The following is a 21,249-nucleotide window of genomic DNA, read 5'->3' on the forward strand; positions in this document are numbered from 1 at the left end:
CCAGCTTCTCTTAAACCAAGGGCCGGACAAGTCGCAGGTCACTGCGTCAGACGTGGGAGTAGACCACGATCGACACCGCGATGTACTGCACGAGGTAGGCCGCCACCGTGAACGCGTGGAAGACCTCGTGGAAGCCGAACCAGCGGGGTGCCGGGTCGGGGCGGCGCAGGCCGTACACGACGGCGCCCGCCGAGTAGAAGACGCCGCCGACCGCCACCAGCACGACGGCGGCCACGCCCGCGCCCTCCAGGAGCTGGGGCATCACGAAGACGGCGGTCCAGCCGAGCGCCAGGTAGAGGACGGTGTAGAGCCAGCGGGGGGCGTTCATCCAGAACACCCGGAACAGCACGCCGGCCAGGGCGCCGCCCCAGATCACCGACAGCACCGCCACCCGTGGGGTGCCGTCGAGTGCCAGCAGGGCGAACGGGGTGTAGGTGCCGGCGATGATCAGGTAGATGTTCGCGTGGTCGACCCGGCGCAGGAACTCCGCGAGGCGGGGACCGAGGGTGCTGCGGTGGTAGGTGGCGGAGATGCCGAACAACAACGCCGAGGTGATCGCGTATATGGCGGAGGCCAGCCGGGCCTGCAGGGTGGGGCCGAGCGCCACGAGCACGAACCCGGCGACCAGGGTCACGGGCAGCGCTCCGGTGTGCAACCAGCCTCGCAGCCTGGGCTTGGCGGTGATGGTCGTCATGTAACCTACGGTACCGTAGGTTACTAGCCGGAAAGGTATCGGGACCCGTAGAAAAGGGCGAAACGCTTGCGCCGCCGGGGAGCGCCTTACAAGCCGCTGAAGAAGCGGGCGGCGATCGGGACGGCGGCGGAGCGGCCCGAGCCGCCGTGCCTGACGAAGACGCAGAAGGCCAGATCATCGCGGAAGCCGATGAACCAGGCGTGCGACGTGCCGTCCGGCACCTCGGCGGTGCCCGTCTTGCCCGAGACGTCGGCGGGCAGTCCCGCGCCGCCGGCCGTGCCGTGGTCGACCACGGCGGCCATCATGTCGCGCAGCGCGGAGACCAGCCGGGAGTCCATCACCACGTCGCCGTGCGGGACGCCGTCGATGCGGCGTACCTGCTCCTTGGACAGCAGCCGCGGCGAGCGCCAGGTGCCGCTCTCGACGGCGGCGGCCAGCGCGGCCATGCACAGCGGGGTGGTGACCACCTCGCCCTGCCCGATGGCGTCGGCGGCGAGCATGTCGGGATCGTCGGTCTCCGGCACCGCGCCGCAGCTGCCGCCGATGCCGGTCGCGATGGACCGGCCGAACCCCCACTCCTCGGCGGCGGCGCGCAGGTCCGCGCCGGTCAGCCGGGTCGTCGTCTGCTCGACGAACGTCGTGTTGCAGGAGTGCGCGAACGCGTCGGTGAAGGTGACGACGCCGCGGTCCACCTCGCCGTCGTTGCTGTAGAGGCGGTGGAACGGGATCTGGTACGTCCCGGGGCAGCCGACCTGGGCCTGCGGGTCGAGCCCGCTCTTGAGCAGGGCCGCCGCGGTGATCGTCTTGAACACCGAGCCGGGCGGGAAGACGTCGCGCACAGCGCTGTAGTTGTCCTCCAGGCGGTCGGCCAGCGCCAGGATCTCGCCGGTGCTCGGCCGGATGACGATGATCGTGGAGTCGTCCACGCCGTCCAGCGCCCGCGCGGCCGCCGCCTGCACCGGGCGTGACAGGGTGGTGCGCTCGACCTCGGCCTCGGGTTTGCGGGTGAGCAGCCGCTGGTCGGGGCGTCCCGGCGCCTTGGCGACCAGCGCCCAGCCGTGGTTGGCCTGCTCGAACTCGGGCCTGAGCGGTTCGAGATACGCCTCCGCGTAGCTGTCGACCGGGATCTTGTCGCCCTCGCTGGTGACCAGCTCGGCCGGGGAGGCGTCGATCTCGGTCAGCTCCAGCGTGCCGCCGTCCTTGAGCAACGGGTGCAGCGTCTCGGGGGCCCACAAGACCTTCCACGCACGGTCGCGTACTGCCAGGCGTAGGACCCCGTCGAACGGCCACTCCCCCAGCTCCGCCAGCATCCGCACCCCCGAGAACGGCACCTCGGCGCTCTCCTCCCCCGTGCCGCGCAGCGCGCCCGGGGTGAGCTGGAGCGACTCGACGTGCAGGTCCTCGCTCAGCTCGCGATGCCGTACGGAGAAGTCGCCGGGAGGCTGGTGGACCAGCCGCGCCATGGCCAGCAGGTCCCCTTTGCCCCAGGCGGCGAAGTACGCGGCGGCCGCCTGAGCAGCGCTGCCTTTGATCCGGTTGGATGCGATGACGGCGAAAGCACCTGCCCCAACTACCGCGACAACGGCGATAACGAGCACAATCAGCCTTCGACGTCGCATACGGTGCTCCCAGGAGGCGATGAGACGTGGCACGTGGACAGCGGGAACCTATGCCCGGCCGTTATCCGGTGACGTTCGGAGAGATCGAGCTGCTCCGAGACCTCGACCGGCAGGACGGCTGGGTGCTGTCCAAGGATGGCGTACCGCAGTCGTATGTTGATCTACAAGACCCGACATTTCTCGAATTTGAGTATGTACGACTCATGGCGGATGTGATCGACCTTTTGCCGGAAGGGCCGCTGAGCTGCGTCCACGTCGGCGGCGGCGCCTGCACGATCCCCCGCTACGTCTCCGCCACCCGGCCCGACTCCCGCCACATCGTGATCGAGCCCGACGGGCTGCTGGTCAACCTCGTACGCGAGCAGCTCGACCTGCGCTCGGTGCCCAAGCTGAAGGTCATCGTCGCGGGCGGGCGCGAGGGCACCGGCAAGGTCTGGGACACCACCGCCGACCTGGTGGTCCTCGACGCGTTCAGCGGGGCGACGATGCCGGTCGAGCTGGCCACCGCCGAGTACATGGGCGACATCGCGCGCGTGCTGCGGCCCGGGGGCACGCTGCTGATCAACCTGGCCGACGGCAAGGGGCTCGCGTTCGCCAAGCGGCTGCTCGCCACCGTGACCGCCACGTTCCGGCACGTCGCGCTGCTGGCCGAGCCCGGCGTCATGCGGGGGCGGCGGTTCGGGAACCTCATCGTTGCGGCCTCGCGTACCGAACTGCCGACCGACCTGCTCACCCGGCGCGCGGCCGGCGGGCTGACGCAGGCGCGCTGCGTGCACGGCGAGGCGCTGACGAACTTCATCGCCGGCGCCGCCGCCATCAACGACGGCGACCCCGTGCTGGCCCCGGTCCCGCCGCCCGCCGTCTTCGGCTGAAAACCGGTTTCGCGCCTTCGATGGCCGGGCCGAGACTGGCCGCCATGAATTCTCAGGACGTCCTGCTCATCGGCGGCCGGGCCGGCTCCGGCAAGTCCACCACCGGCTACGAGGTGTCGCGGCTGCTGCGCGCCGCCGACGTGGCCCACTGCCTCATCGAGGGCGACAACCTCTGCGAGGCCCACCCCGCACCGGACGGCGACCCGCACAGGACCGCGATGACCGAGGCCAACCTGGCCGCCGTCTGGGCGAACTACGCCGCGCTCGGCTACCGCCGGCTCATCTACACCAACACCGTGAGCGTGCTGGAGGCCGACCTCATCACACGCGCGATGGGCGGCGGCCCCGCCCGGGTCATCGGCGTCATGCTGACCGCCGCCGACGGCACCGTCGCCGAACGGCTGGGCGGGCGAGAGCGCGGCTCAGGCTTCGAGGAGGAGCTGCACCGCAGCGCACGCGGCGCCCACCTGCTGGAACGGGAGGCAGGCGACTGGGTCGCACGGGTCCCCACGGACGCCCGCAGCGTGGCCGAGATCGCCGAAGAGATCGCGGCGCTCACGGGCTGGCTCAAAGAAGTCAACCCCCCGGCCTGACCGCCGGCCACCTGACCACGAAACACCCGAGCCCCGACCACCTGGCCACCAAACACCCGCCACGACCGCCAGGCACCCGCACCCCACCACCCCACCACCCGGGCGTCCGCTTCCGCGCTCGCGTCCGAGCGCGGAAGCGTCGCCGCAAGAGGGGTTTCCTCTTCTCGCGAAAAGTGATATCACTTTGCTAGCAAGGTGAAGTCACGTAGAAGGGGACGAGATGATGGCGGAGACATCGGGCGGGGTCGCGCTTGAGGGCACCGTCGTGGAGATGCCGGCCCCGCGCACGAGCGAGCGCCCGGTCAGGGCGGCCAACGGGTTCGCGATGCTCGCGGTCTCGACGCTGGTGTTCCTGGCCGGCGTGGCGCTGCTGGTGGTGGGGATCTCGCTGCTCGCCTCGGGGGCCGGGCAGGGCGGGCTGTTCACGATGATCGCCGGCGCGCTGGTGATGACGATCGGATTCGTGATGTTCTTCGGGCTGACGGCCGTGGCGCCGGGCGAGGCCCGGGTGGTGCAGCTCCTCGGCCGGTACGTCGGCACGCTGCGCACCCCCGGCTTCCAGTGGGTCAACCCGATCACCGCGCGCCGGCGCGTGTCCACGAGGATCCGCAACCACGAGACGGACGTGACGAAGGTCAACGACGCCGACGGCAACCCGATCCAGATCGCGACCGTGGTGGTCTGGCAGGTGGAGGACACCGCCCAGGCGGTGTTCGAGGTGGACGACTTCCTGGAGTTCGTGGCGATCCAGGCCGAGACGGCGGTCCGGCACATCGCGGGCAGCTACCCGTACGACGCGCACGGCGAGCCGCGGCTGTCGCTGCGTGACAACGCCGACGAGATCAACGAGCGGCTGTCGGCGGAGATCGCGGCGCGGGTGTCGTCAGCCGGAGTCAAGGTCATCGAGTCGCGCATCATCCACCTGGCCTACGCGCCGGAGATCGCCCACGCCATGCTCCGCCGCCAGCAGGCCGGCGCGATCGTGGCGGCCAGGCAGCGGATCGTGGACGGCGCGGTCGGCATGGTCGAGATGGCCCTCGACAAGCTGGCCGAGCACGAGGTGGTCGAGCTGGACGAGGAGCGCAAGGCGGCCATGGTGAGCAACCTGCTCGTCGTCCTGGTCGGCGACCGCGACACCCAGCCCGTGGTCAACGCCGGCACGCTCTACCAGTAGCCCGTGGAACGCAAGAAGATCCTGCTCCGGCTCGACCCGGTGGTGCACGACGCGCTCGCCAAGTGGGCCGCCGACGAGCTGCGCAGTACGAACTCCCAGATCGAGTTCCTGCTGCGCAGGGCGCTGGCCGAGGCGGGACGCCTGCCGGACGGGGTGGGGCGGATGCGCCCGCGCGGCCGCCCGCGCAAGACCCCTGGCAGCGAGAGCCCCGACGAGGAGGAACCACCCGATGCAGACGCCGGTCAAGCATCATGAGCCGCTGACCCGCTCGGCCTTCCTGCTGGCCTTCGACCTGCGCAAGGACCGGCTGGTGCAGCGCATGGAGCTGGGCCACCTGCTGCGCGCCGCCGCGCTCGCGGAGCTGCTGCTGCAGGGCAGCCTGGCCGACGACGAGGGCCGCGCCAAGGCGGTGCACCCGCCCGCCGGCGCCGCTCGCGGCTCGCTGCCGGCGGTCGTCTGGAAAGAGATCTCGACGTCGCCACCACGCTCCTGGCGGCGCTGGATCCGCAAGGACCACACGAAGGCGGTCACGCTGGTCCGCGACGAGCTGGCCGCCGGCCGGCTGATCCGGGTGGAGCGGCGGCGGGTGCTGCTGTTCCCGGTGGAGCGGGTCGTGCCGCGCCGGCCGTACGTGTCACGCCGGCTCGCCGAACAGGTGGGCCGGGCCGTACGCGCCGGCCGGCCGGTGAGCCGCATCGAGCAGGACGTTCGGGTGCTGGCGGCGCTCGCGGCGGCGGCCCGGCTCAGAACGGTGGTCAGCGCCCGCGACGCGCGGGCCAACCGCGACCGGATCGAGCAGCTCGCCCAGCCCGTCGAGCCGATCGCCACCGCCCTGCGCAAGACCATCGATCAGGCCAAGTACTCCAGCCACCCCAGCGAGGGCTGACCCGCTCCCGGGCCCGCCGCCCGGGCCCCACCACCTGGCCCTCCCGGGCCCACCCAGGCCCGCTATCTGGTCCGCCCGGGCCCGCCGCCTGGCCCGCCCGCTGGGGCGGCCTTCTCGGAAGGCCGCCCCAGCGGGACGGCCTGCGGCGCACGTCCCGAACCCCGCGCACGACGACCTCGGCGACCGCCGCCCCTCCAGGAGGCCGAGCCGCCATGAGCACGACGACATCCCTGAGGGGGAGCTCCATGACCATGTCCACGCAGGCACCGGCCGCACCGGCGGGCACCGCCCGGCGGGCGCTGGCCCCCGACCTGGCCAGGGGCGCGATGTTGCTGGCCATCGCGTTCGCGCACGCGCCGCTGTTCATCGACGGCACCAGCAAGAGCCCGCCCATGGCCGGCGTCGTCACCGACGTCTTCCACTTCCTGTTCGTCAACAACCACGCGCGGCCGCTGTTCGCGTTCCTGTTCGGCTACTCGCTGGTCCAGCTGCTCGACCGGCTGCTCGCGCGCGGCTCCGACTGGGTGGGGGCGCGCAAGCTGCTGCGCCGCCGCGGCTGGTGGCTGGTGGTGTTCGGGCTGGCGCACACGGCGCTGCTGGTCCCGATCGACATCCTGGCCGGCTACGGCGTGGCCGCCCTCATCCTGGTCCCCCTGCTGCGCCGCTCGGACAAGGCGCTGCTGTGGACGGCAGGGCTCACGCTGGTGCCCGGCACGCTGCTGGTCGGGGCCGCCATGTGGCTGCCGATGTCGCAGGGGCAGCGCACGTACGAGGTGAGCAGCGTGGCCGTCGAGCCGGGCGTCTCCTACGCGGCCGGGATCGTCGAGCGGGTCTCCGTGTGGCCGCTCGCGCTGCTCATCGAGCTGCTCATCGTGATCCCCGGCGTGGTGCTCGGCATGTGGGCGGCCCGCCGCCGCTTCCTCGACGAGCCGGAGCGGCACCGCCCGTTCCTGGTGCGCGCGGCCGTGCTCACCACCGTCGTGTCGATCGCCGGCTCGCTGCCCGCCGCGCTCATGCACGCCGGCGTGTGGACCGATCCGTCCGGGGCGGCGCTGTGGGCGGCGGTGCTGGCCCAGCCGCTCACCGGGTACGCCGGCGGCATCGGCATGGCGGCCATCGTCGCCCTCATCGCGATCAGGGCGGCGAAGCGGCGCGGCCGGTTCACCACCATGGTCGAGTCGCTTGGCCAGCGCTCGATGAGCATGTACCTGGTCCAGTCGGTCGCGTTCGCCCTGCTCTTCGCCCCGTACGCGCTGGGCCTCCAGGACGACCTGGGCCGGACGGGCGCCACGCTGGTGGGCGCGGCCACCTGGGCGCTGTCGCTGCTGCTGGCCGACGTGATGCGGCGGGCCGGTCACCGGGGCCCGGCCGAGCTGCTGCTGCGCCGCCTGGCCTACCGCTGAGCCCTCAGGGCTCTGGGCCGAGGTAGGCCAGCACCGCGGCCACCCGCCGGTGCACGTCGCCGCTGTTCTCCAGGCCGAGCTTGGTGAAGATGGCGTTGACGTTCTTCTCCACCGACGAGATCGACAGGTGCAGGGCGCGGGCGATGGCGGCGTTCGTCCGGCCGCGGGCCATCTCGCGCAGCACGTCCCGCTCCCGCGCGGTCAGCTCCTCCCGCTGGCCGCGCACGTCGCGCCTGGCCAGCAGGCCCTCCACGACCTTGGGGTCGATGACGGAGCCGCCCGCGGCCACCGCCTGGATCGCGCCGAGCAGCTCGTCCAGGTCGCCGACGCGGTCCTTGAGCAGGTACGCGTACCCCTCGGTGCCGTGCTTGAACAGCTCGAACGCGAACAGGGCGTCCGAGAATTGCGACAGCACCACCACGCCCACCTCGGGGTGGGCGGCGCGGATGCGGTGGGCGGCGTCGATGCCCTCGAAGCCCTGCCGCCACTGCCCGCCGGGCATCCTGATGTCGGTGACGACGACGTGGGGGCGCAGGCGGCGTACGGCGTCGAGCAGCTCGTCGGCGTCACCGACCGCGCCGACGACGCTCACCTCGCCCGACAGCTCGAGCAGCCGCCTGGTGCCCTCGCGCACGAGGTAGTGGTCGTCGGCCACCACCGTGCGGATCTGCTCAGCCATCGACGGGCACCCATGCGTCCATCCGCGTCCCCTTCCCCGGTTCGCTGTCCACGGTCAGTCCGCCGCCGAGCGCGTCGAGGCGGTCGGCGAGGGTGGCGAGCCCTCTGCGGGCCGCCGTACGCGGGTCGAAGCCCGTGCCGTCGTCGGCCACGGTGGCGCGCAGGCGTCCGTCGTCCTGCGACAGGCGCACGTCGATGTGGCCGGGTGCGGCGTGTTTGAGTGCGTTGGCCACGGCCTCGCTGACCGTGAAGTACAAGGCGCCCTCGATCTCGTCGGCGAAGCGGCGGGCGCGCAGCGGCGGCGGGGCGCTCACCGTCGTACGGACGGGCAGCCGCGAGCAGCGCTCCTCCACGGCCTCGACCAGCCCGCCCTGGCTGAGCGATGACGGGTGGATGCCGGCGGCCAGCTCGCGCAGGTCGTCGAGCGTCTGCCGGGCCTGCTCGCGCAGATGGGTCAGCATGTCGGGGCCGGCGCCCGTGGCCCTGGCGAGTTCGAGCCCGGCGATGAGGGCGACGAGCTGCTGCTGCACGCCGTCGTGGATGTTGCGCTCGATGCGGCGCCGCTCGGCCTCCTGCGCGTTGACCAGGCGGGCGACGAGCCCGGCGCTCTGGATGGCGAGCCCGGCGGGCACGGCGAGCGCTTCGAGCAGGCGCCGGTCGGTACGCGTGAGCGGCCCGCCGTCCCTGGGCCCGCAGGCGATACGGCCGAGGTCGCCGGGCACGGGCAGCTCAAGGGCGGGCGGCCCGTCCTCCTCGCCGGCGACCACGCGGGTGCCGTCGGCCAGCGTGACGGCCGCCCACCTGAGGTCGAGCCCGGCGCGGATGGCGGCGGCGAGTCTGCCGAGCTGCTCCACGGGCTCGGAGGTGCCGGCGAGCGCGGTGCCGAGGTCGGACAGCACCTCGTCCGCGGTCGGCCGCAGGTCGAACACGAGGTGCAGGCGCGAGCCCCTGAGGCCGACGCGGACGTCGAGCAGCCGGTGCCGGAAGATCGCCACGGTGATCGCGGCGGGCAGCGCCCCGACGATCGCCAGCAGCCCGACCATGATGACGGGCCAGGCCTGCTCGCGGGCGCCGAGGGAGCCGCCCAGGCCGAAGAAGAGCGCGACCACGCCGGCCAGGGTGGCGGCGGTGCCGCCGACGATCCAGGCGTACTGGCCGCGCTCCCCGGACGGGCTGCGCCGCCAGCGCACCACGAGCCCGCAGAACACCACCACCGCCATGATGATCACGACGAGCTGCCCGGCCGCCTGCACGAGCGCGACGGCGAGATCGCGCGGCGTCATGGGGCCGCCTGGCGGGCCGTAGGGGTTCTCGGCCACCAGCACGGTGCCGGCGGTGTGCACGACGAGCGCGGCGGCGGAGATCCACGCCACCGGACGCCAGCGCCGCGAGGGCAACCGGCCGTCGGGGAACAGCAGCGGCACGAAGATCCAGGTCAGCGCGTAGAAGGGGGCGTAGAGGGCGGTGAGCGGGACGACGACCAGGTCGGATGCGCCGCGCGCGGACAGCCCGACGCCGAGCCCGGCCAGCCCGAACAGCAGCGCGGCGGTCAGCAGCAGCGGGCCGTAGCGCAGCTCGGGCCGCCGCACGGTCAGCAGCCAGCCCAGCGCGGGCAGCGGCAGCGTGATCACGACGTAGACCCACTGCGTCGCCGGGGCGGGCAGGCCACTCTCCAGGAGCGCGCCCGTGGTGGCGGTCGCGGCCGCGGTCAGCGCCGTCAGCCCGGCCAGCGGCCTCGAACTCATAGGCTCCCATCGTGGCGAGCGTGCGGGTGGGCGTCTATGAGGTTATCCGCATATTTCGTACGGCCATCCGCACCTGCCACGACGGTGGCTCACACGGTGGTCCCCGGCCGGGCGACGGCGATCGAATGGTGGTCACGTAGCCGACCCCCGAAGGAGGGTGCATGACCACCCGATCGAAGCCCGCCCGGTTCCTCGCCGCCGCCACGCTCGCGGCGACCATGACGGTGACGACGACGGTGACGACGACGGCGGCTCACGGGAGCGCCGCCGTACCCGCCCAGGCCGCCAGCACCTCCGCGGCGGGCGCCGTCGCGGCGCCGGCGATCCCGGACACGCCGGCGGGCAAGCAGCTCGGCTGGGTGCTGGAGGCGGTGTCCCGCGCGCCGCTCCCCGAAGCCGAGCTGCGCGCGCACTTCGCCGCCGGTTTCCTCGCGAGCATCCCGCCGGCCCAGCTCAACCAGGCGCTGGCGGCTTTCAAGGGCATGAAGCTGGAGCGGCTGACGTCCGCGCAGGACCGGCAGCTCGTGGCCCGCGCGCTGGTCGGCCGCACCCCGATCGACCTGGCGCTCACCGTCGACGGCGGCGGCCTGATCGACGGGCTGCGGTTCGGCGCGCCCGAGGTGCGCAGCTGGAGCGAGGCCGACCGGCGGCTGCGCGCGATCGCGCCGCGCACCGGCTTCCTGGCGGCCGAGCTGACCGCCGGCGGCGGGTGCCGTCCCGTGCACGCCATCGCCGCAGGCAAGCGCCTGCCGCTCGGATCCATGATCAAGCTGTACGTGCTCGGCACGGTCGCCCAGCAGATCAAGAGCGGCCGGTTCGGCTGGGACACCGAGCTGACGATCACGCGGGAGCTGAAGAGCCTGCCGGGCGGCGAGCTGCAGGGGCGGCCCGACGGCAGCAAGGTCACCGTGCTTGAGGCGGCCAAGCTGATGATCTCGATCAGCGACAACACGGCCACCGACCTGCTGATCCACAAGGTGGGCCGCGAGGCGGTCGAGCGGACGCTGCGCTCCTGGGGCGTGCGCGACCGGCGCAACGAGCCGCTGCTGACCACCAGGGACCTGTTCGTGCTCAAGGGCGTGAAGTATCCGCGCCACGCCTCGAAGTATCTGGCGATGAGCGACGCGAAGCAGCGCTCCTACCTGGAGAAGGTGGTGGCCGGGCAGGACCTGTCGGCGTTCGAGCCGTACACGGCGCCGCGCGAGCTGGACACCGTGGAGTGGTTCGCCTCCCCCAAGGACATCTGCCGCGCCTACGCGGAGCTGGTGAAGCTCGGCGACGAGCACATCGGGCAGGTCATGTCGATCAACGACGCCGGGCTCGGGCTGGACAAGAAGGCGTGGCCGACCGTGTGGTTCAAGGGCGGGTCGGAGCCCGGCCTGTCGGACCTGAGCTTCCTCGCGCGGACGGCCGGCGGGAAGACGTACGTGGTGGTGGCGATGGGGGTCGACGGGAAGGCGCCGATCAGCGGGGCGGCGACGCTCGACCAGGTCGCCGTGGCGCGCGGCGCCTTCACCCTCGCCAACCGCTCCTGACCCACCCAGACCAGAACGGCCGGGCGCCCCGCCTCGGACGAGCATCGCTGCGGGCCTCCAACGGCCAGACGCCCGGCTCGGGGCGGGCGTCTGGTCCGGGCGGCTCTACTTCAGGGTCAGGCAGGCGACGCGGTCGCCGGCGGTGCCGACCTGGGGACCCGACTTCTTGGTGGCCTTGGAGTGGATGACCAGCGAGCCGGGCAGCTTGGCACGCTCCAGCGCCCAGTCGTTGCGGGCGGCCGAGCGGCCCTGGCCCTCCTCGTCGGTGGTGAAGTCGAGCCACACCTCGCTCACCGGGTCGATCTGGCCGGGGTGGTGCTGGTAGTGGGGGCCGGCGGCCTCCGGGTCGGTGCCGCACGGCTTGGCGTGCAGGTGGGCGCCGTACGTGCGGCGCGGCAGCAGCCCTTCGACCACGAGCGAGGTGCGGGTCTGCCCGCCGGACGACTCGACGGTGACGCTGGCCTGTGCCCCCTGGGGGGCGAGCTTGCGGTCGTAGACGATGGCCGCGGTGTCGTCCTTGGAGAACTCGCCCGCCGCGCTCAGGTTGATCGTCTCGTCGGGCGCGGTCTTGGCGTTCTGGACCGGCGCGGACGGCCCCGCGCACGACGTGATGGAAGCCGCCACAGTGGCGGTCGCCGCCAAGCTGAGCAGGAACGCGGACACACGCATGAGACCCCCCATGAATCCGAGCCCATCCGGCACGCGGGCTCCGAGAGGCACCCACTCTAACGAGTGACCGGGCCGCTACGTATCGTCATTCCGCTGCAGCGCCATGTTTTGCCACGATCTCGTCGATTTGTGCCGCCAGTGTGACGTCCTTGTCCGTCAGGCGGCCCGCCGAGTGGGTGGTGAGCGCCAGGTGCAGCGTGCGCCAGCGGATGTCGATGTCGGGGTGGTGGTCGAGCTCCTCGGCCCGTACGGCGATCTCGTCCACGATGCGGATCGCGGTCGGGAAGTCGGGCGCGGTGACCGTACGCCTGATCTCCTCGCCCACGCGCTGCCAGGCCGGCACGGTGGCGAGCTTGCTCTCGATGTCCATGGCACCACCGTACGGCGGCGCCCCCGTGAGCGTCCGGAGGCGCCGTCGTGGCGTCAGCCGAAGTGCGCCCTGGTCTCCGCGAACGCCTGGTCGGTGCCCTCCAGCGCGACCGCAACGTCCTCCTCGGTGTGAGCGGCCGACAGGAACCAGTTGTGCCAGGGGTGCAGGTAGACGCCGTGCCGCAGGCAGGCATCGGTCCAGTGCATGGCCACCGACAGGTCGGCGTCGCCGTCGAAGCTGAGCCACGGGATCGTCACGGGGCCGGTCTGGTTGATCGTGAAGCCGTGGGACTTGGCCTGCGCGTACAGGCCCTCCCTGAGCTGGGTGCCGGCCCGCTCCATCGCGGCGATGCCGTCGGTGTCGCGCAGGGTCTCGATCGTGGCCTTGGCCGCCGCCATCGCCACCGCCGAGAACCAGAACGAGCCGGTCGAGTAGAGCTGCTGGGCCGCGCCGCGCAGCGCGTCCGTGCCGGTGACGGCGGCGATCGGGTAGCCGTTGGCCATCGCCTTCGACCAGGCGGTCAGGTCGGGGCGCACGCCGTACGGCTCCCACGACCCGCGCAGGTCGATGCGGAACCCGGCGCGCACGTCGTCGATGACCAGCGCCGCGCCGATGCGGTCGGCCAGGGCCCGCGCGCCGCGCGCGAAGGCGGGCTCCACCAGCTCCTGGTCCTCGAACGAGTCGTGCTTGAAGGGCGTGACGATGATCGCCGCCACGTCGCCCTCGACGGTGGCGGCCGCGGCCTCCAGCGACTCCAGCGAGTTGTAGGCGAACTCGACGAGGTCGGCCCGCTCGTTGGGGGTGGTGCCGGCGGGCGACGGCGTGCACCAGGGGTCGGCCCCGTGGTACGCCCCGTGCGCCATCAGCACCTTCGTCCTTCCGGTCGCGGCCCGCGCGACCATGAGGGCCTGGGTGGTGGCGTCGGTGCCGTTCTTGGAGAACATCGCCCAGTCGGCGCTGGGGATGGTGTCCACCAGCAGCTCGGCCAGCTCCACCATGATCGCGCCAGGCCCGTTGAGGCAGTCGCCGAGCGCGGCCTGCCGGGCGGCGGCCTCCTCGACGCGCGGGTGGTGGTGGCCCAGCACGACCGGGCCCCAGCTGCACATGAAGTCGATGTACGCGCGGCCGTTCGCGTCCCACTGGCGGCAGCCTTGGCCGCGCTCGAAGAACTGCGGGAAGCCGGGGGCGAACAGGGCGGCGTTGAGGTGGCCGTACATGCCGCCCGGGACGACCTTGAGTGCGCGCTGACGAAGCTCTGCGTCGGTCATGGGAGTGAGTCCTTGAGGAGGGAGACGCCCCTTTTAAAGGAGGGCGAGGGTGGAGTCGAGATCGGTCAGCCCGGCGTCGGAGCCGAGGCCGGTGGCGACGCGGGCGGCCGCGGCGGTGCCCCAGCGGGCGGCGGTCAGCACGTCGCGGTCGTGGAGCAGCCCGGTCAGGAACCCGGCGCAGTACGCGTCACCGCACCCGGTCGTGTCGGCCACCTCCGTCTTGAGCGCCGGCACCCGCTCCTCGGCCTCCGCCGTGACGACGAGGCTGCCCGCCTCCCCCTGTGTGACGAGCACGCCACGGGGGCCGTCGGCCAGTAATGCCCGCGCGGCGGAGGCGACGTCGGGTTCGCCGGTCATGAGCAGGGCCTGCGACTCGTTGGGCAGGACGTAGTCGACGTGCGGCAGGAACGCCCTGGCCATGCCCAGCAGGTCGGGCATCTCCGACAGCAGGTCCATCGTGACGACGGTGCCGGCCGCGCGCAGCTCGTCGAGCAGGGCGAAGAAGGCGGGGTCGCCGAGGCCGAACGTGACGTCCATGCCGCCCAGGTGCACGGCCCTGGCGCGGCGCAGCACGGCCACGTCGAGGTCGGCGTAGGCGACGGTGAGGTTGGCGCCCGGCACGTGGAAGCTGGGGCGGCCGCCGTCCGGCCTGATGGGCAGGATCGAGGCCGCCGTGCGCTCCCCTGCCCTGCGGACCAGCGCGGAGGTGTCGACCCCGCGCTTGGCCAGCACCATGAGCAGGAAGTCGGCGAGCTCGTCGTCGCCGACCGCTCCCATGGTGACCACGTCGTTGCCCAGTTTGACCAGATCGACCGCGGTGCCCGCGGCGGCGCCCGCCGCGGTCAGGCGGATCTGGTCGACCAGCACGGTGTCCTGGCCCTCGGGGATGTGATCGACGGGCCTGGCGAGGATGTCGACGATGTGGACGCCGACGGTGACGACGGTCATAGTCTAAATAGACAGACGTCCGAATAAAAAGTCAACGGAGGGACCGATGCCGAAGATCGTCGATCACGACGAGCGCAGGCGCGAGGTCATGTCAGCGGCGCGCCGGGTGATCGTCAGGGACGGCATCGACGCCGCCACCACCCGCGCCATCGCCAAGGAGGCGGGCTACTCCAACGGGGTCCTCGCCCACTACTTCGCCGACAAGGACGAGATCCTGCTCTCCGCGCTGCGGCAGTCGCACGAGCGCATCCGCGCCCGCCTGACCGCCAAGGTCGAGGGGGCCTCCGGGCCGCTGGCCGCCCTGCGCGAACTGCTCCTCGACAACCTGCCCCTGGACGCCGACCGCGCCCAGGAGACCCGCCTGGAGGTCAGCTTCTGGAGCCGCAGCCTCGCCGCCGAAGAGCTGGCCGAGGTCCAGCGCGCAGAGGCGAGCGACCTACGAGCCGCCGTCCGCGCCCTCCTCGACCGCGCCCATGAGGCGGGTGAGCTGCGCGGCGACCGGACCCTCGCCGACAACCCGGACGACCTCGCCGCCCCTGACACCCCGAAGGCCCCCAGCACACCCCACGACCTCGCCGCCCCCGACACCCCGAAGGCAACCAGCGCATCCGACGACCTCGACGACCTCGCTGAGGAGTTGCTGGCGCTGGTCGATGGGTTGAGTTTGCATCTGCTGCTCTATCCCGGGCGGTTGAGCCGGGAGCGGGCCGAGCGGATCATGCTGGGGGCGATCGAGCGCCTGTGATGGACTACATTCCCGGCATATGACCTTTCGCGAGCAATTGTGCGAGTACGGCCGCCGCGCCGTCGAGCTGGGCCTGGTCATCGGGACGTCCGGGAACCTCAGTGTGCGCGAGGGCGACCGGATCGCGGTGACCCCGTCGGGCGTCGCGCTCGACCGGCTGACCCCCGAGATGTGCCCGATCGTGGACCTGGCGGGCCGGCTCGTCGAGGGCGACCTGCAGCCGTCCAGCGAGACCCCCATGCACCTGGCCGTCTACGAGACCACCGACGCGCGCGCCGTGGTGCACACGCACTCGGTCTTCGGCACGGTGGTGGCCACGACGATGACCGAGCTGCCGCCGGTGCACTACAACACGCTGCTGCTCGGCGGGGTGGTCAGGGTGGCGCCGTACGCCACGTACGGCACGCCCGAGCTGGCCGCGAACGTGCGCGCCGCCCTGGAGGGCAGGCGGGCCGCCCTGATGGCCAACCACGGCGGGGTGAGCATCGGGGCGACGCTGGAGGAGGCGTTCGAGGCCACGCGGGTGCTGGAGTGGCTGTGCGAGGTGTACGTGCGCGCGTCCGGCGTCGGCAAGCCGGCCGTCCTGACGGACGAGCAGCTCACCGCCGTGGTCGAACGCGCGCTCAACCCGCCGGAGTTCCCCCGGGCCTGACGGCGTCACGCCAGCGCGACCTGCTCGGCGAGGCCGAGCGGGAGCCCGCCGGAGCCCGCGATGCGGTCGTGGAACTCCTTCAGGGTGCCGCGGAACGACGCGCGGATGCGGTCGATCTCGATGGCGCCCGTCAGGTAGGAGGGGGCCTGCGTCGGCCAGGCGCAGTAGCGGTTGACCTCGCCCTGCGCGGTGCCGGGCGACAGCGACGACTTGGTCGACATGAACGTCTCCGCCTCCTCGATCGACATGTCCTCGCAGTGCAGCGCGGTGTCCACGATGATGCGGGCGGCCCGGAACATCCGGAAGTCGAGGTGCGCGAGCAGGGTGGCCGGGGTGTCGAAGTAGCCGTGCTCCTGCAGCAGCTTCTCGACGTAGAGGGCCCAGCCCTCGGTGAAGTACGGCGTCCTGAAGACCTTCCTGACCGTACGCGGGTTCTCCGCGATGTACGACAGGTGCCAGTGGTGCCCCGGGTACGCCTCGTGCACCGCGATCGACGGCATCTGGGCGTGCGCGTTGGTCCGCAGCCGCTGGCGTACCTGATCGGGGGTGAAGTCGTCCGGCGTGAACGGCACGAAGAAGACGCCCTGGCGCGAGGCGCTGAGCGGCGGGGGCGCCATGTAGTGGGCCACGGACAGCACCGGGCGGTTGTACTCGGCGGACGGCAGCACCAGGCACTTCTCGCCGTCGGCGAAGGTGACCAGGTCGTGCTCGCGGACGAATGCCTGGGCGCGCCTGGTCTCGGCCTCGTACTCGGCGCGCATCTCGTCGAGCGTGGCCGGGTGGTCGTCCATGAGGAACTCCATGGCGGCCCGCCAGTCGCGGCTCCCGTTGACCTGGACCGCGACCTCCTGCATGCGGGCGTCCAGCTCGGCCCAGGCGGCCCTGCCCTTCTCGTGCAGCTCGGCGGCGCCGTAGCCGAGCATCTCGCGCTCGCGCAGCAGCGTGGAGTAGAGCCGCTCCCCCATGCGCCAGGTGCCGCCGCACTCGAAGGTCTCGAGGAAGGTGACCAGCTCGTCGAAGGCGCGCGCGGCCGGCTCGGCGGCCTCGGCCAGGCGGGCGCGCAGCCCGGGGTCGTCGACCATGGACGGGATCGTGCGGGTGAGGAAGTTCCGGCCGGTACGCGCCTGCCCGAGCCCCCGCTTGACCAGCAGCGGGGCGGCCAGGTCCGGGTCGAGGTTGGCGCGGCAGGCGGCGAGCACGCCGGGCACCTCGGCCAGCCGGGACAGCGCGGCGCTCACCAGATCGGGCTCGGGCTTGAGCCGGTGCTGGAAGGGGGCGTACATGGAGGTGAAGATCGCGCCGAGGTAGACGCTCGGGTCGCGGCGCCACTCGGGCCAGGCGGCCTTCGCGATGGCACCTCTGAGCTGCGACAGGACGAGGTCCCTGTCGATCGCGTCGTCCAGGGTGGAAGCTTCTTGGGCCGAGAGGCGTTCGAGCCAGCGGACCTGCTCGCGTTCGCGGTTGTGCCAGGCGTCAGCGGTCCAGTCGCCGAGTGTGTGATCGTAGCCCTCGGCTCCCAGCGTGGCGGCGACGATCGGCTGGTCGGAAAAGTACCACTTGAGAAACTCGTCCACCGGTGCACCATATCCTGAGCAAATGCCCCTCCAGATCACTGGCGCGCTAGGTGACCCTGACCTGATCCGCCTCCCCTGGGAAGTCCCGCTGCAGGACTGGCCGCAGCACCATCTGGTCGATCTGCCGCGCGGCATCTCGCGGCACGTGGTCCGCTTCGCCCGGCTCTCCGGCAAGGTGTACGCGATCAAGGAGATCAGCGAGCGCTACGCCAAGCGGGAGTACCAGCTGCTGTGGGACCTGGCCAGGCTGGACGCGCCCGCCGTCGAACCCGTGGCGTACGTCACCGGCCGCGAGGACGGCCTCGACGCCGCGCTCATCACCCGCCACCTGCAGTTCTCGCTGCCCTACCGCGCGGTCATGTCGGGCACCCTGCGCCCCGACACGCTCACCCGCCTGCTCGACGCGCTGGCCGTGCTGCTGGTGCGGCTGCATCTCAACGGCTTCTACTGGGGTGACTGCTCGCTGTCGAACACGCTGTTCAGGCGGGACGCGGGCGCGTTCGCGGCGTACCTGGTGGACGCCGAGACCGGCGAGATGCACCCGATGATCAGCGAGGGCCAGCGGCTCGGCGACATCGACACCGCGCACACCAACATCTTCGGCGAGATGCTCGACCTGGAGGCCGGCGGGCTGCTGCACCCGTCGATCGACCCCATGGAGACCGCCGAGGACATCGTGGCCCGCTACCACCGCCTCTGGAACGAGATCAACGAGAGCGAGATCATCGAGGAGGTCGACTGGCACCGCGTGGAGCAGCGCATCAGGCGGCTCAACCTGCTGGGCTTCGACGTCGCCGAGATGATGGTGCGGCGCAAGGTCGGCACAGGACGGCTCATCGTCCGCCCCAAGGTCGTGGACGCCGGGCACCACCAGCGGCGGCTGCTCAGGCTGACCGGCCTTGACGTCGAGGAGAACCAGGCCAGGCGGCTGCTCAACGACCTCGACGGCTTCCGGGTGGCCAAGGGCCTGCGCCACGAGGACGAGGCCATCGTGGCGCACCGGTGGCTGGCCGAGGTGTTCCAGCCGACGGTCGAGGCGATCCCGGCCGAGCTGCGCGGCAAGCTGGAGCCCGCGCAGCTCTTCCACGAGATCCTGGACCACCGGTGGTACCTGTCGGAGCAGGCGGGCGCCGACGTCGGGCTGGCCAAGGCGGTGGAGTCGTACGTGGACAACATCCTCGTGCACAAGCCTGACGAGCGGGCGTTGCTCCCTGAGGACGCGGATCAGTGAGCCCGGTCAGTAAGCGACGCAGATCCGCCTGCGGACGTTGGCGTTCTTCTCCAGCTCGTCGGCGATCGCGACCGCGTAGTCCTCTGCGCTGATGAAGCTGCGGCCCTGCTCGTCGCTGAGCAGGGTGTCGCCGCCCACTCTGAACACGCCGGTGCGCTCCCCCGGCGCGATCTCCGCCGCCGGGGAGACGAACGTCCAGTCGAGGTCGCCGACCTCGCGGTAGAGGCGCAGCAGGGCCCGCCCGGCCAGCGCCTCCTTCTTGTAGATCTCGGGGAACTCGGGCGTGTCCACGAGGTCCTGGCCGGGAGCCACCTGGAGGCTGCCGGCGCCGCCGACCACGATCAGCCGGCGCACCCCGGCCGCGCGCAGGCCGTCGATGAGCGCCTTGTTGGCCTCGATGAACGGCGGCTCGGGCTCGGTGCCGTCGCGCGGCGGGGCGATGGCGGAGACGACGGCGTCGTGGCCGGGCGCCAGGGTGGCGGTGTCGCGGACGTCGCCCTTGACGGGGCCGCCGCCGCGGCTGACGCCGGTCACCTCGTGGCCGCGGTCGCGGAGCTCGGCGGCGATGCGCTGCCCGACCATGCCGGTCGCGCCAAAGACAAGGATCTTCATACGGCCAAGAGTATCCATCGGGTACTGGTTACTTCATCGTGCTATAAGTACCTCATGGATACTGGCGACGTCTTCGATCCCGACTGCCCGACCCGGGTGGTCCTCGACCGGATCGGCGACAAGTGGTCGGCCCTCGTGCTGCTCTGCCTCATCGGGGGGCCGATGCGGTTCACCCAGCTCAGAGCGCGGATCGGCGGGGTCACGCCCAAGGTGCTGACCCAGACGTTGCGGGCGATGGAGCAGGACGGGCTGCTGACGCGCGAGGTGTTCGCGGAGGTGCCGCCGCGGGTCGAGTACACGCTGACCGACCTCGGGCGCTCGCTGCACGGGCCGATCTCGGTGGTGGCCGCGTGGGCGGAGGACAACGTCCACGAGATCATGCGCTGCCGCGAGAAGCACGCGCAGCCCTGATCGGCCCCAGCGGGCCGATCAGAGCTGGAGGGTTCAGGACGCGGTCAGCTTGGTGATCTCGGCGACGATGTCGGGCCACAGGGCCTTCGGCAGGTCGTGCCCCATCCCCGGATACGTCACCAGTCGCGCCCCCGGCACCGCCTCCGCCGTCGCCCGGCCGCCGGCCACCGGGATCAGCGGGTCGGCCTCACCGTGGATCACCAGCGTGGGGGCGCGGACGCCGGCCAGTGCCTGCGTACGGTCGCCCGACGCCCTGATGGCCGCGAACTGCCGGGCCGTGCCCGCCGGGTCGAAGCAGCGGTCGTAGGCCAGGCCGGCCCGTTCCCTGATGGCCTCCTCGTCCAGCTCGTAGCCCGGTGAGCCGATCGTCGACCAGGTCACCACCGACTGGTCGAGCACGCCGGCGCGGTCGGCGGGCGGCGGCGTCATGAGCGCGGTCATCGCCTCGGGGGTGGGCGGGGCGACGTCGGGTCCCGGCGTGGACATGATGGAGGTCAGGGTCAGCACCCGCTCGGGGTGCTCGATGGCCAGCGTCTGAGCGATCATGCCGCCCATCGAGGCGCCCACGACGTGCGCGGACGGCCAGCCGATGGCGTCCATGAACGCGGCGGTGTCGGCGGCCATGTCCGTCAGCGAATACGGTGCGGGCGCCCCCGGCTGGGGGACGCCCGCGTCGTGGATGTGCGTGGACAGTCCCGCGTCGCGGTTGTCGAACCGTACGACGTGGTGTCCCTGCTCCGCGAGGAGCCGGCAGAGCCCTTCGTCCCACTGGATGAGCTGGGCGCCGAGCCCCATGATCAGGAGGAGCGGCCGCCCTGTGGGTGAGCCGAAGCTGTCATAGGCGATCTCAATGCCGTTTGCGGCTACACGGGTCGTCACGCAGGCCAGAATGTCATTCTGGTACGTGTGGCGTAAAGCCGTCAGCGGGCGGCCGGTACGGCGATGCCACCGGCCTGGGAGTTCTGCTCCTGGTCGGCGGGCGGGGGCGCCGGGTTCCTGTCACGCCTGGACCAGGCGCCGGTCGAGAACGGGACCGGGTGGTTCTTCTTGCCCACGCCGTCGCCCCACTTGGTGATGACGTACTCGACCTCGATGTGGCCCTGGCCGCCGACGCCGTCCACACCGAGCGTGCTGGAGTTGAACCTGCCGCCGGTCAGCTCGGCGAACGTCTTGGCGTCGAGGTCGAGCATGATGCCGCGGTTGGAGGGCTCGCCCGGCCCGCGGTCACCGACGAAGAAGGGCGCCTTCTTGCCCTTGTAGACCACGTAACCCTCGGTCATCAGCGGCCAGCTCGGGCTGGCCGCCAGACCCTTCTGCATGGGCTTGCCGCTGGCCGGCAGCCCGGTGTCACCGGCCCGGCCGGAGGCGTCGTCCCAGAAGTACGAGGCCGTGGTCGAGCCCTTGAGCAGGATCTTCTTGTCTTTGTCGGGGGTGTCGGCGTGCGCGGCCGTACTGGCGCAGGTCAGCATGCCGACGCAGCAGGCGGTCAGCGTGGCGAGGGAACGCAGGCTGAAACGGGCAGACATGAAGCAGCAAAACCCTTCACGAGGGGACGGGGGAGTTGCGCTCG

23 protein-coding genes are annotated in these 21,249 nt (G+C 71.9%); 11 read left to right on the plus strand and 12 right to left on the minus strand.

The window, feature by feature from the left end; all coding sequences use genetic code 11:
- Window positions 1-46: 46 nt before the first annotated feature.
- Entirely contained in the window at window positions 47-694 is a 648-nt protein-coding gene (locus tag AB0K12_RS17600; RefSeq protein WP_355418726.1) for a hemolysin III family protein, read from the minus strand.
- An 86-nt stretch (window positions 695-780) separates the two neighbouring features.
- Window positions 781-2,313: a penicillin-binding transpeptidase domain-containing protein gene (locus tag AB0K12_RS17605; protein WP_364561698.1), complete on the minus strand. Its 1,533-nt coding sequence runs from the start codon at window positions 2,311-2,313 to the stop codon at window positions 781-783.
- Between the two features lie 50 nt (window positions 2,314-2,363).
- Here AB0K12_RS17605 and AB0K12_RS17610 point away from each other — a divergent pair, with 50 nt between their 5' ends.
- The 6 genes from AB0K12_RS17610 (at window position 2,364) to AB0K12_RS17635 (ending at window position 7,241) form a co-directional block, all read left to right on the plus strand.
- Window positions 2,364-3,185 (plus strand): fused MFS/spermidine synthase, encoded by an 822-nt coding sequence (locus tag AB0K12_RS17610; protein ID WP_364561701.1) that lies wholly within the window; start codon window positions 2,364-2,366, stop codon window positions 3,183-3,185.
- Window positions 3,186-3,229: 44 nt separating this feature from the next.
- Window positions 3,230-3,778, plus strand: a complete 549-nt coding sequence (locus tag AB0K12_RS17615; RefSeq protein ID WP_364561704.1) for a hypothetical protein — start codon at window positions 3,230-3,232, stop codon at window positions 3,776-3,778.
- A 325-nt stretch (window positions 3,779-4,103) separates the two neighbouring features.
- Window positions 4,104-4,952, plus strand: coding sequence for an SPFH domain-containing protein (locus AB0K12_RS17620; RefSeq protein WP_364562680.1), 849 nt, complete (start codon window positions 4,104-4,106; stop codon window positions 4,950-4,952).
- A gap of 3 nt (window positions 4,953-4,955) precedes the next feature.
- Complete coding sequence (locus tag AB0K12_RS17625; RefSeq protein ID WP_364561707.1) at window positions 4,956-5,207, plus strand: hypothetical protein; 252 nt, start codon at window positions 4,956-4,958, stop codon at window positions 5,205-5,207.
- A complete protein-coding gene (locus tag AB0K12_RS17630) occupies window positions 5,182-5,838 on the plus strand; it encodes a GPP34 family phosphoprotein (RefSeq protein WP_364561710.1) in 657 nt (218 codons plus the stop codon). The genes AB0K12_RS17625 and AB0K12_RS17630 overlap by 26 nt, the downstream gene beginning before the upstream one ends.
- Before the next feature lie 245 nt (window positions 5,839-6,083).
- Complete coding sequence (locus AB0K12_RS17635) at window positions 6,084-7,241, plus strand: DUF418 domain-containing protein (RefSeq protein WP_364561713.1); 1,158 nt, start codon at window positions 6,084-6,086, stop codon at window positions 7,239-7,241.
- 4 nt (window positions 7,242-7,245) lie between these two features.
- On the opposite strand, the gene AB0K12_RS17640 is transcribed toward AB0K12_RS17635, so the two are convergent.
- Window positions 7,246-7,920, minus strand: coding sequence for a response regulator transcription factor (locus tag AB0K12_RS17640; RefSeq protein ID WP_364561716.1), 675 nt, complete (start codon window positions 7,918-7,920; stop codon window positions 7,246-7,248).
- Window positions 7,913-9,664 carry a sensor histidine kinase gene (locus AB0K12_RS17645; RefSeq protein WP_364561719.1) on the minus strand — a complete coding sequence of 584 codons (1,752 nt, stop codon included), beginning with the start codon at window positions 9,662-9,664 and terminating at the stop codon, window positions 7,913-7,915. The genes AB0K12_RS17640 and AB0K12_RS17645 overlap by 8 nt, the downstream gene beginning before the upstream one ends.
- A gap of 161 nt (window positions 9,665-9,825) precedes the next feature.
- Here AB0K12_RS17645 and AB0K12_RS17650 point away from each other — a divergent pair, with 161 nt between their 5' ends.
- The gene (locus AB0K12_RS17650; RefSeq protein ID WP_364561722.1) at window positions 9,826-11,199 is read left to right on the plus strand and encodes a serine hydrolase; all 1,374 of its coding nucleotides are present in this window, start codon (window positions 9,826-9,828) and stop codon (window positions 11,197-11,199) included.
- A 105-nt stretch (window positions 11,200-11,304) separates the two neighbouring features.
- On the opposite strand, the gene AB0K12_RS17655 is transcribed toward AB0K12_RS17650, so the two are convergent.
- The 4 genes from AB0K12_RS17655 to AB0K12_RS17670 form a co-directional block, all read right to left on the minus strand.
- Window positions 11,305-11,868 (minus strand): superoxide dismutase family protein, encoded by a 564-nt coding sequence (locus AB0K12_RS17655; protein WP_364561725.1) that lies wholly within the window; start codon window positions 11,866-11,868, stop codon window positions 11,305-11,307.
- Window positions 11,869-11,953: 85 nt separating this feature from the next.
- Window positions 11,954-12,238 carry a 4a-hydroxytetrahydrobiopterin dehydratase gene (locus AB0K12_RS17660; protein WP_364561728.1) on the minus strand — a complete coding sequence of 95 codons (285 nt, stop codon included), beginning with the start codon at window positions 12,236-12,238 and terminating at the stop codon, window positions 11,954-11,956.
- Window positions 12,239-12,291: 53 nt separating this feature from the next.
- Window positions 12,292-13,506, minus strand: a complete 1,215-nt coding sequence (locus AB0K12_RS17665; RefSeq protein ID WP_364561730.1) for an aminotransferase class III-fold pyridoxal phosphate-dependent enzyme — start codon at window positions 13,504-13,506, stop codon at window positions 12,292-12,294.
- Window positions 13,507-13,539: 33 nt separating this feature from the next.
- Window positions 13,540-14,454, minus strand: coding sequence for a carbohydrate kinase family protein (locus AB0K12_RS17670; protein WP_364561733.1), 915 nt, complete (start codon window positions 14,452-14,454; stop codon window positions 13,540-13,542).
- Window positions 14,455-14,500: 46 nt separating this feature from the next.
- On the opposite strand from AB0K12_RS17670, the gene AB0K12_RS17675 reads away from it, so the two are divergent.
- Window positions 14,501-15,199, plus strand: coding sequence for a TetR family transcriptional regulator C-terminal domain-containing protein (locus AB0K12_RS17675; protein WP_364561735.1), 699 nt, complete (start codon window positions 14,501-14,503; stop codon window positions 15,197-15,199).
- A gap of 19 nt (window positions 15,200-15,218) precedes the next feature.
- Window positions 15,219-15,851 carry a class II aldolase/adducin family protein gene (locus AB0K12_RS17680; RefSeq protein WP_364561738.1) on the plus strand — a complete coding sequence of 211 codons (633 nt, stop codon included), beginning with the start codon at window positions 15,219-15,221 and terminating at the stop codon, window positions 15,849-15,851.
- 5 nt (window positions 15,852-15,856) lie between these two features.
- On the opposite strand, the gene AB0K12_RS17685 is transcribed toward AB0K12_RS17680, so the two are convergent.
- Window positions 15,857-17,425 carry a DUF885 domain-containing protein gene (locus AB0K12_RS17685; protein WP_364561740.1) on the minus strand — a complete coding sequence of 523 codons (1,569 nt, stop codon included), beginning with the start codon at window positions 17,423-17,425 and terminating at the stop codon, window positions 15,857-15,859.
- 22 nt (window positions 17,426-17,447) lie between these two features.
- On the opposite strand from AB0K12_RS17685, the gene AB0K12_RS17690 reads away from it, so the two are divergent.
- The gene (locus AB0K12_RS17690) at window positions 17,448-18,656 is read left to right on the plus strand and encodes a DUF4032 domain-containing protein (RefSeq protein WP_364561743.1); all 1,209 of its coding nucleotides are present in this window, start codon (window positions 17,448-17,450) and stop codon (window positions 18,654-18,656) included.
- Between the two features lie 6 nt (window positions 18,657-18,662).
- Here the strand turns inward: AB0K12_RS17690 and AB0K12_RS17695 are convergent, their stop codons facing one another.
- Window positions 18,663-19,268, minus strand: a complete 606-nt coding sequence (locus AB0K12_RS17695) for an NAD(P)-dependent oxidoreductase (protein WP_364561746.1) — start codon at window positions 19,266-19,268, stop codon at window positions 18,663-18,665.
- Window positions 19,269-19,322: 54 nt separating this feature from the next.
- On the opposite strand from AB0K12_RS17695, the gene AB0K12_RS17700 reads away from it, so the two are divergent.
- Complete coding sequence (locus tag AB0K12_RS17700; protein WP_364561748.1) at window positions 19,323-19,679, plus strand: helix-turn-helix domain-containing protein; 357 nt, start codon at window positions 19,323-19,325, stop codon at window positions 19,677-19,679.
- 33 nt (window positions 19,680-19,712) lie between these two features.
- Here AB0K12_RS17700 and AB0K12_RS17705 read toward each other — a convergent pair whose 3' ends face one another.
- Window positions 19,713-20,558, minus strand: coding sequence for an alpha/beta hydrolase (locus AB0K12_RS17705; protein WP_364561751.1), 846 nt, complete (start codon window positions 20,556-20,558; stop codon window positions 19,713-19,715).
- A gap of 41 nt (window positions 20,559-20,599) precedes the next feature.
- Window positions 20,600-21,205, minus strand: coding sequence for a hypothetical protein (locus AB0K12_RS17710; RefSeq protein WP_364561754.1), 606 nt, complete (start codon window positions 21,203-21,205; stop codon window positions 20,600-20,602).
- Between the last annotated feature and the right edge of the window lie 44 nt (window positions 21,206-21,249).

The organism is Nonomuraea sp. NPDC049419 (assembly GCF_040676995.1).
In the GTDB taxonomy this organism is placed as follows: domain Bacteria; phylum Actinomycetota; class Actinomycetes; order Streptosporangiales; family Streptosporangiaceae; genus Nonomuraea; species Nonomuraea salmonea.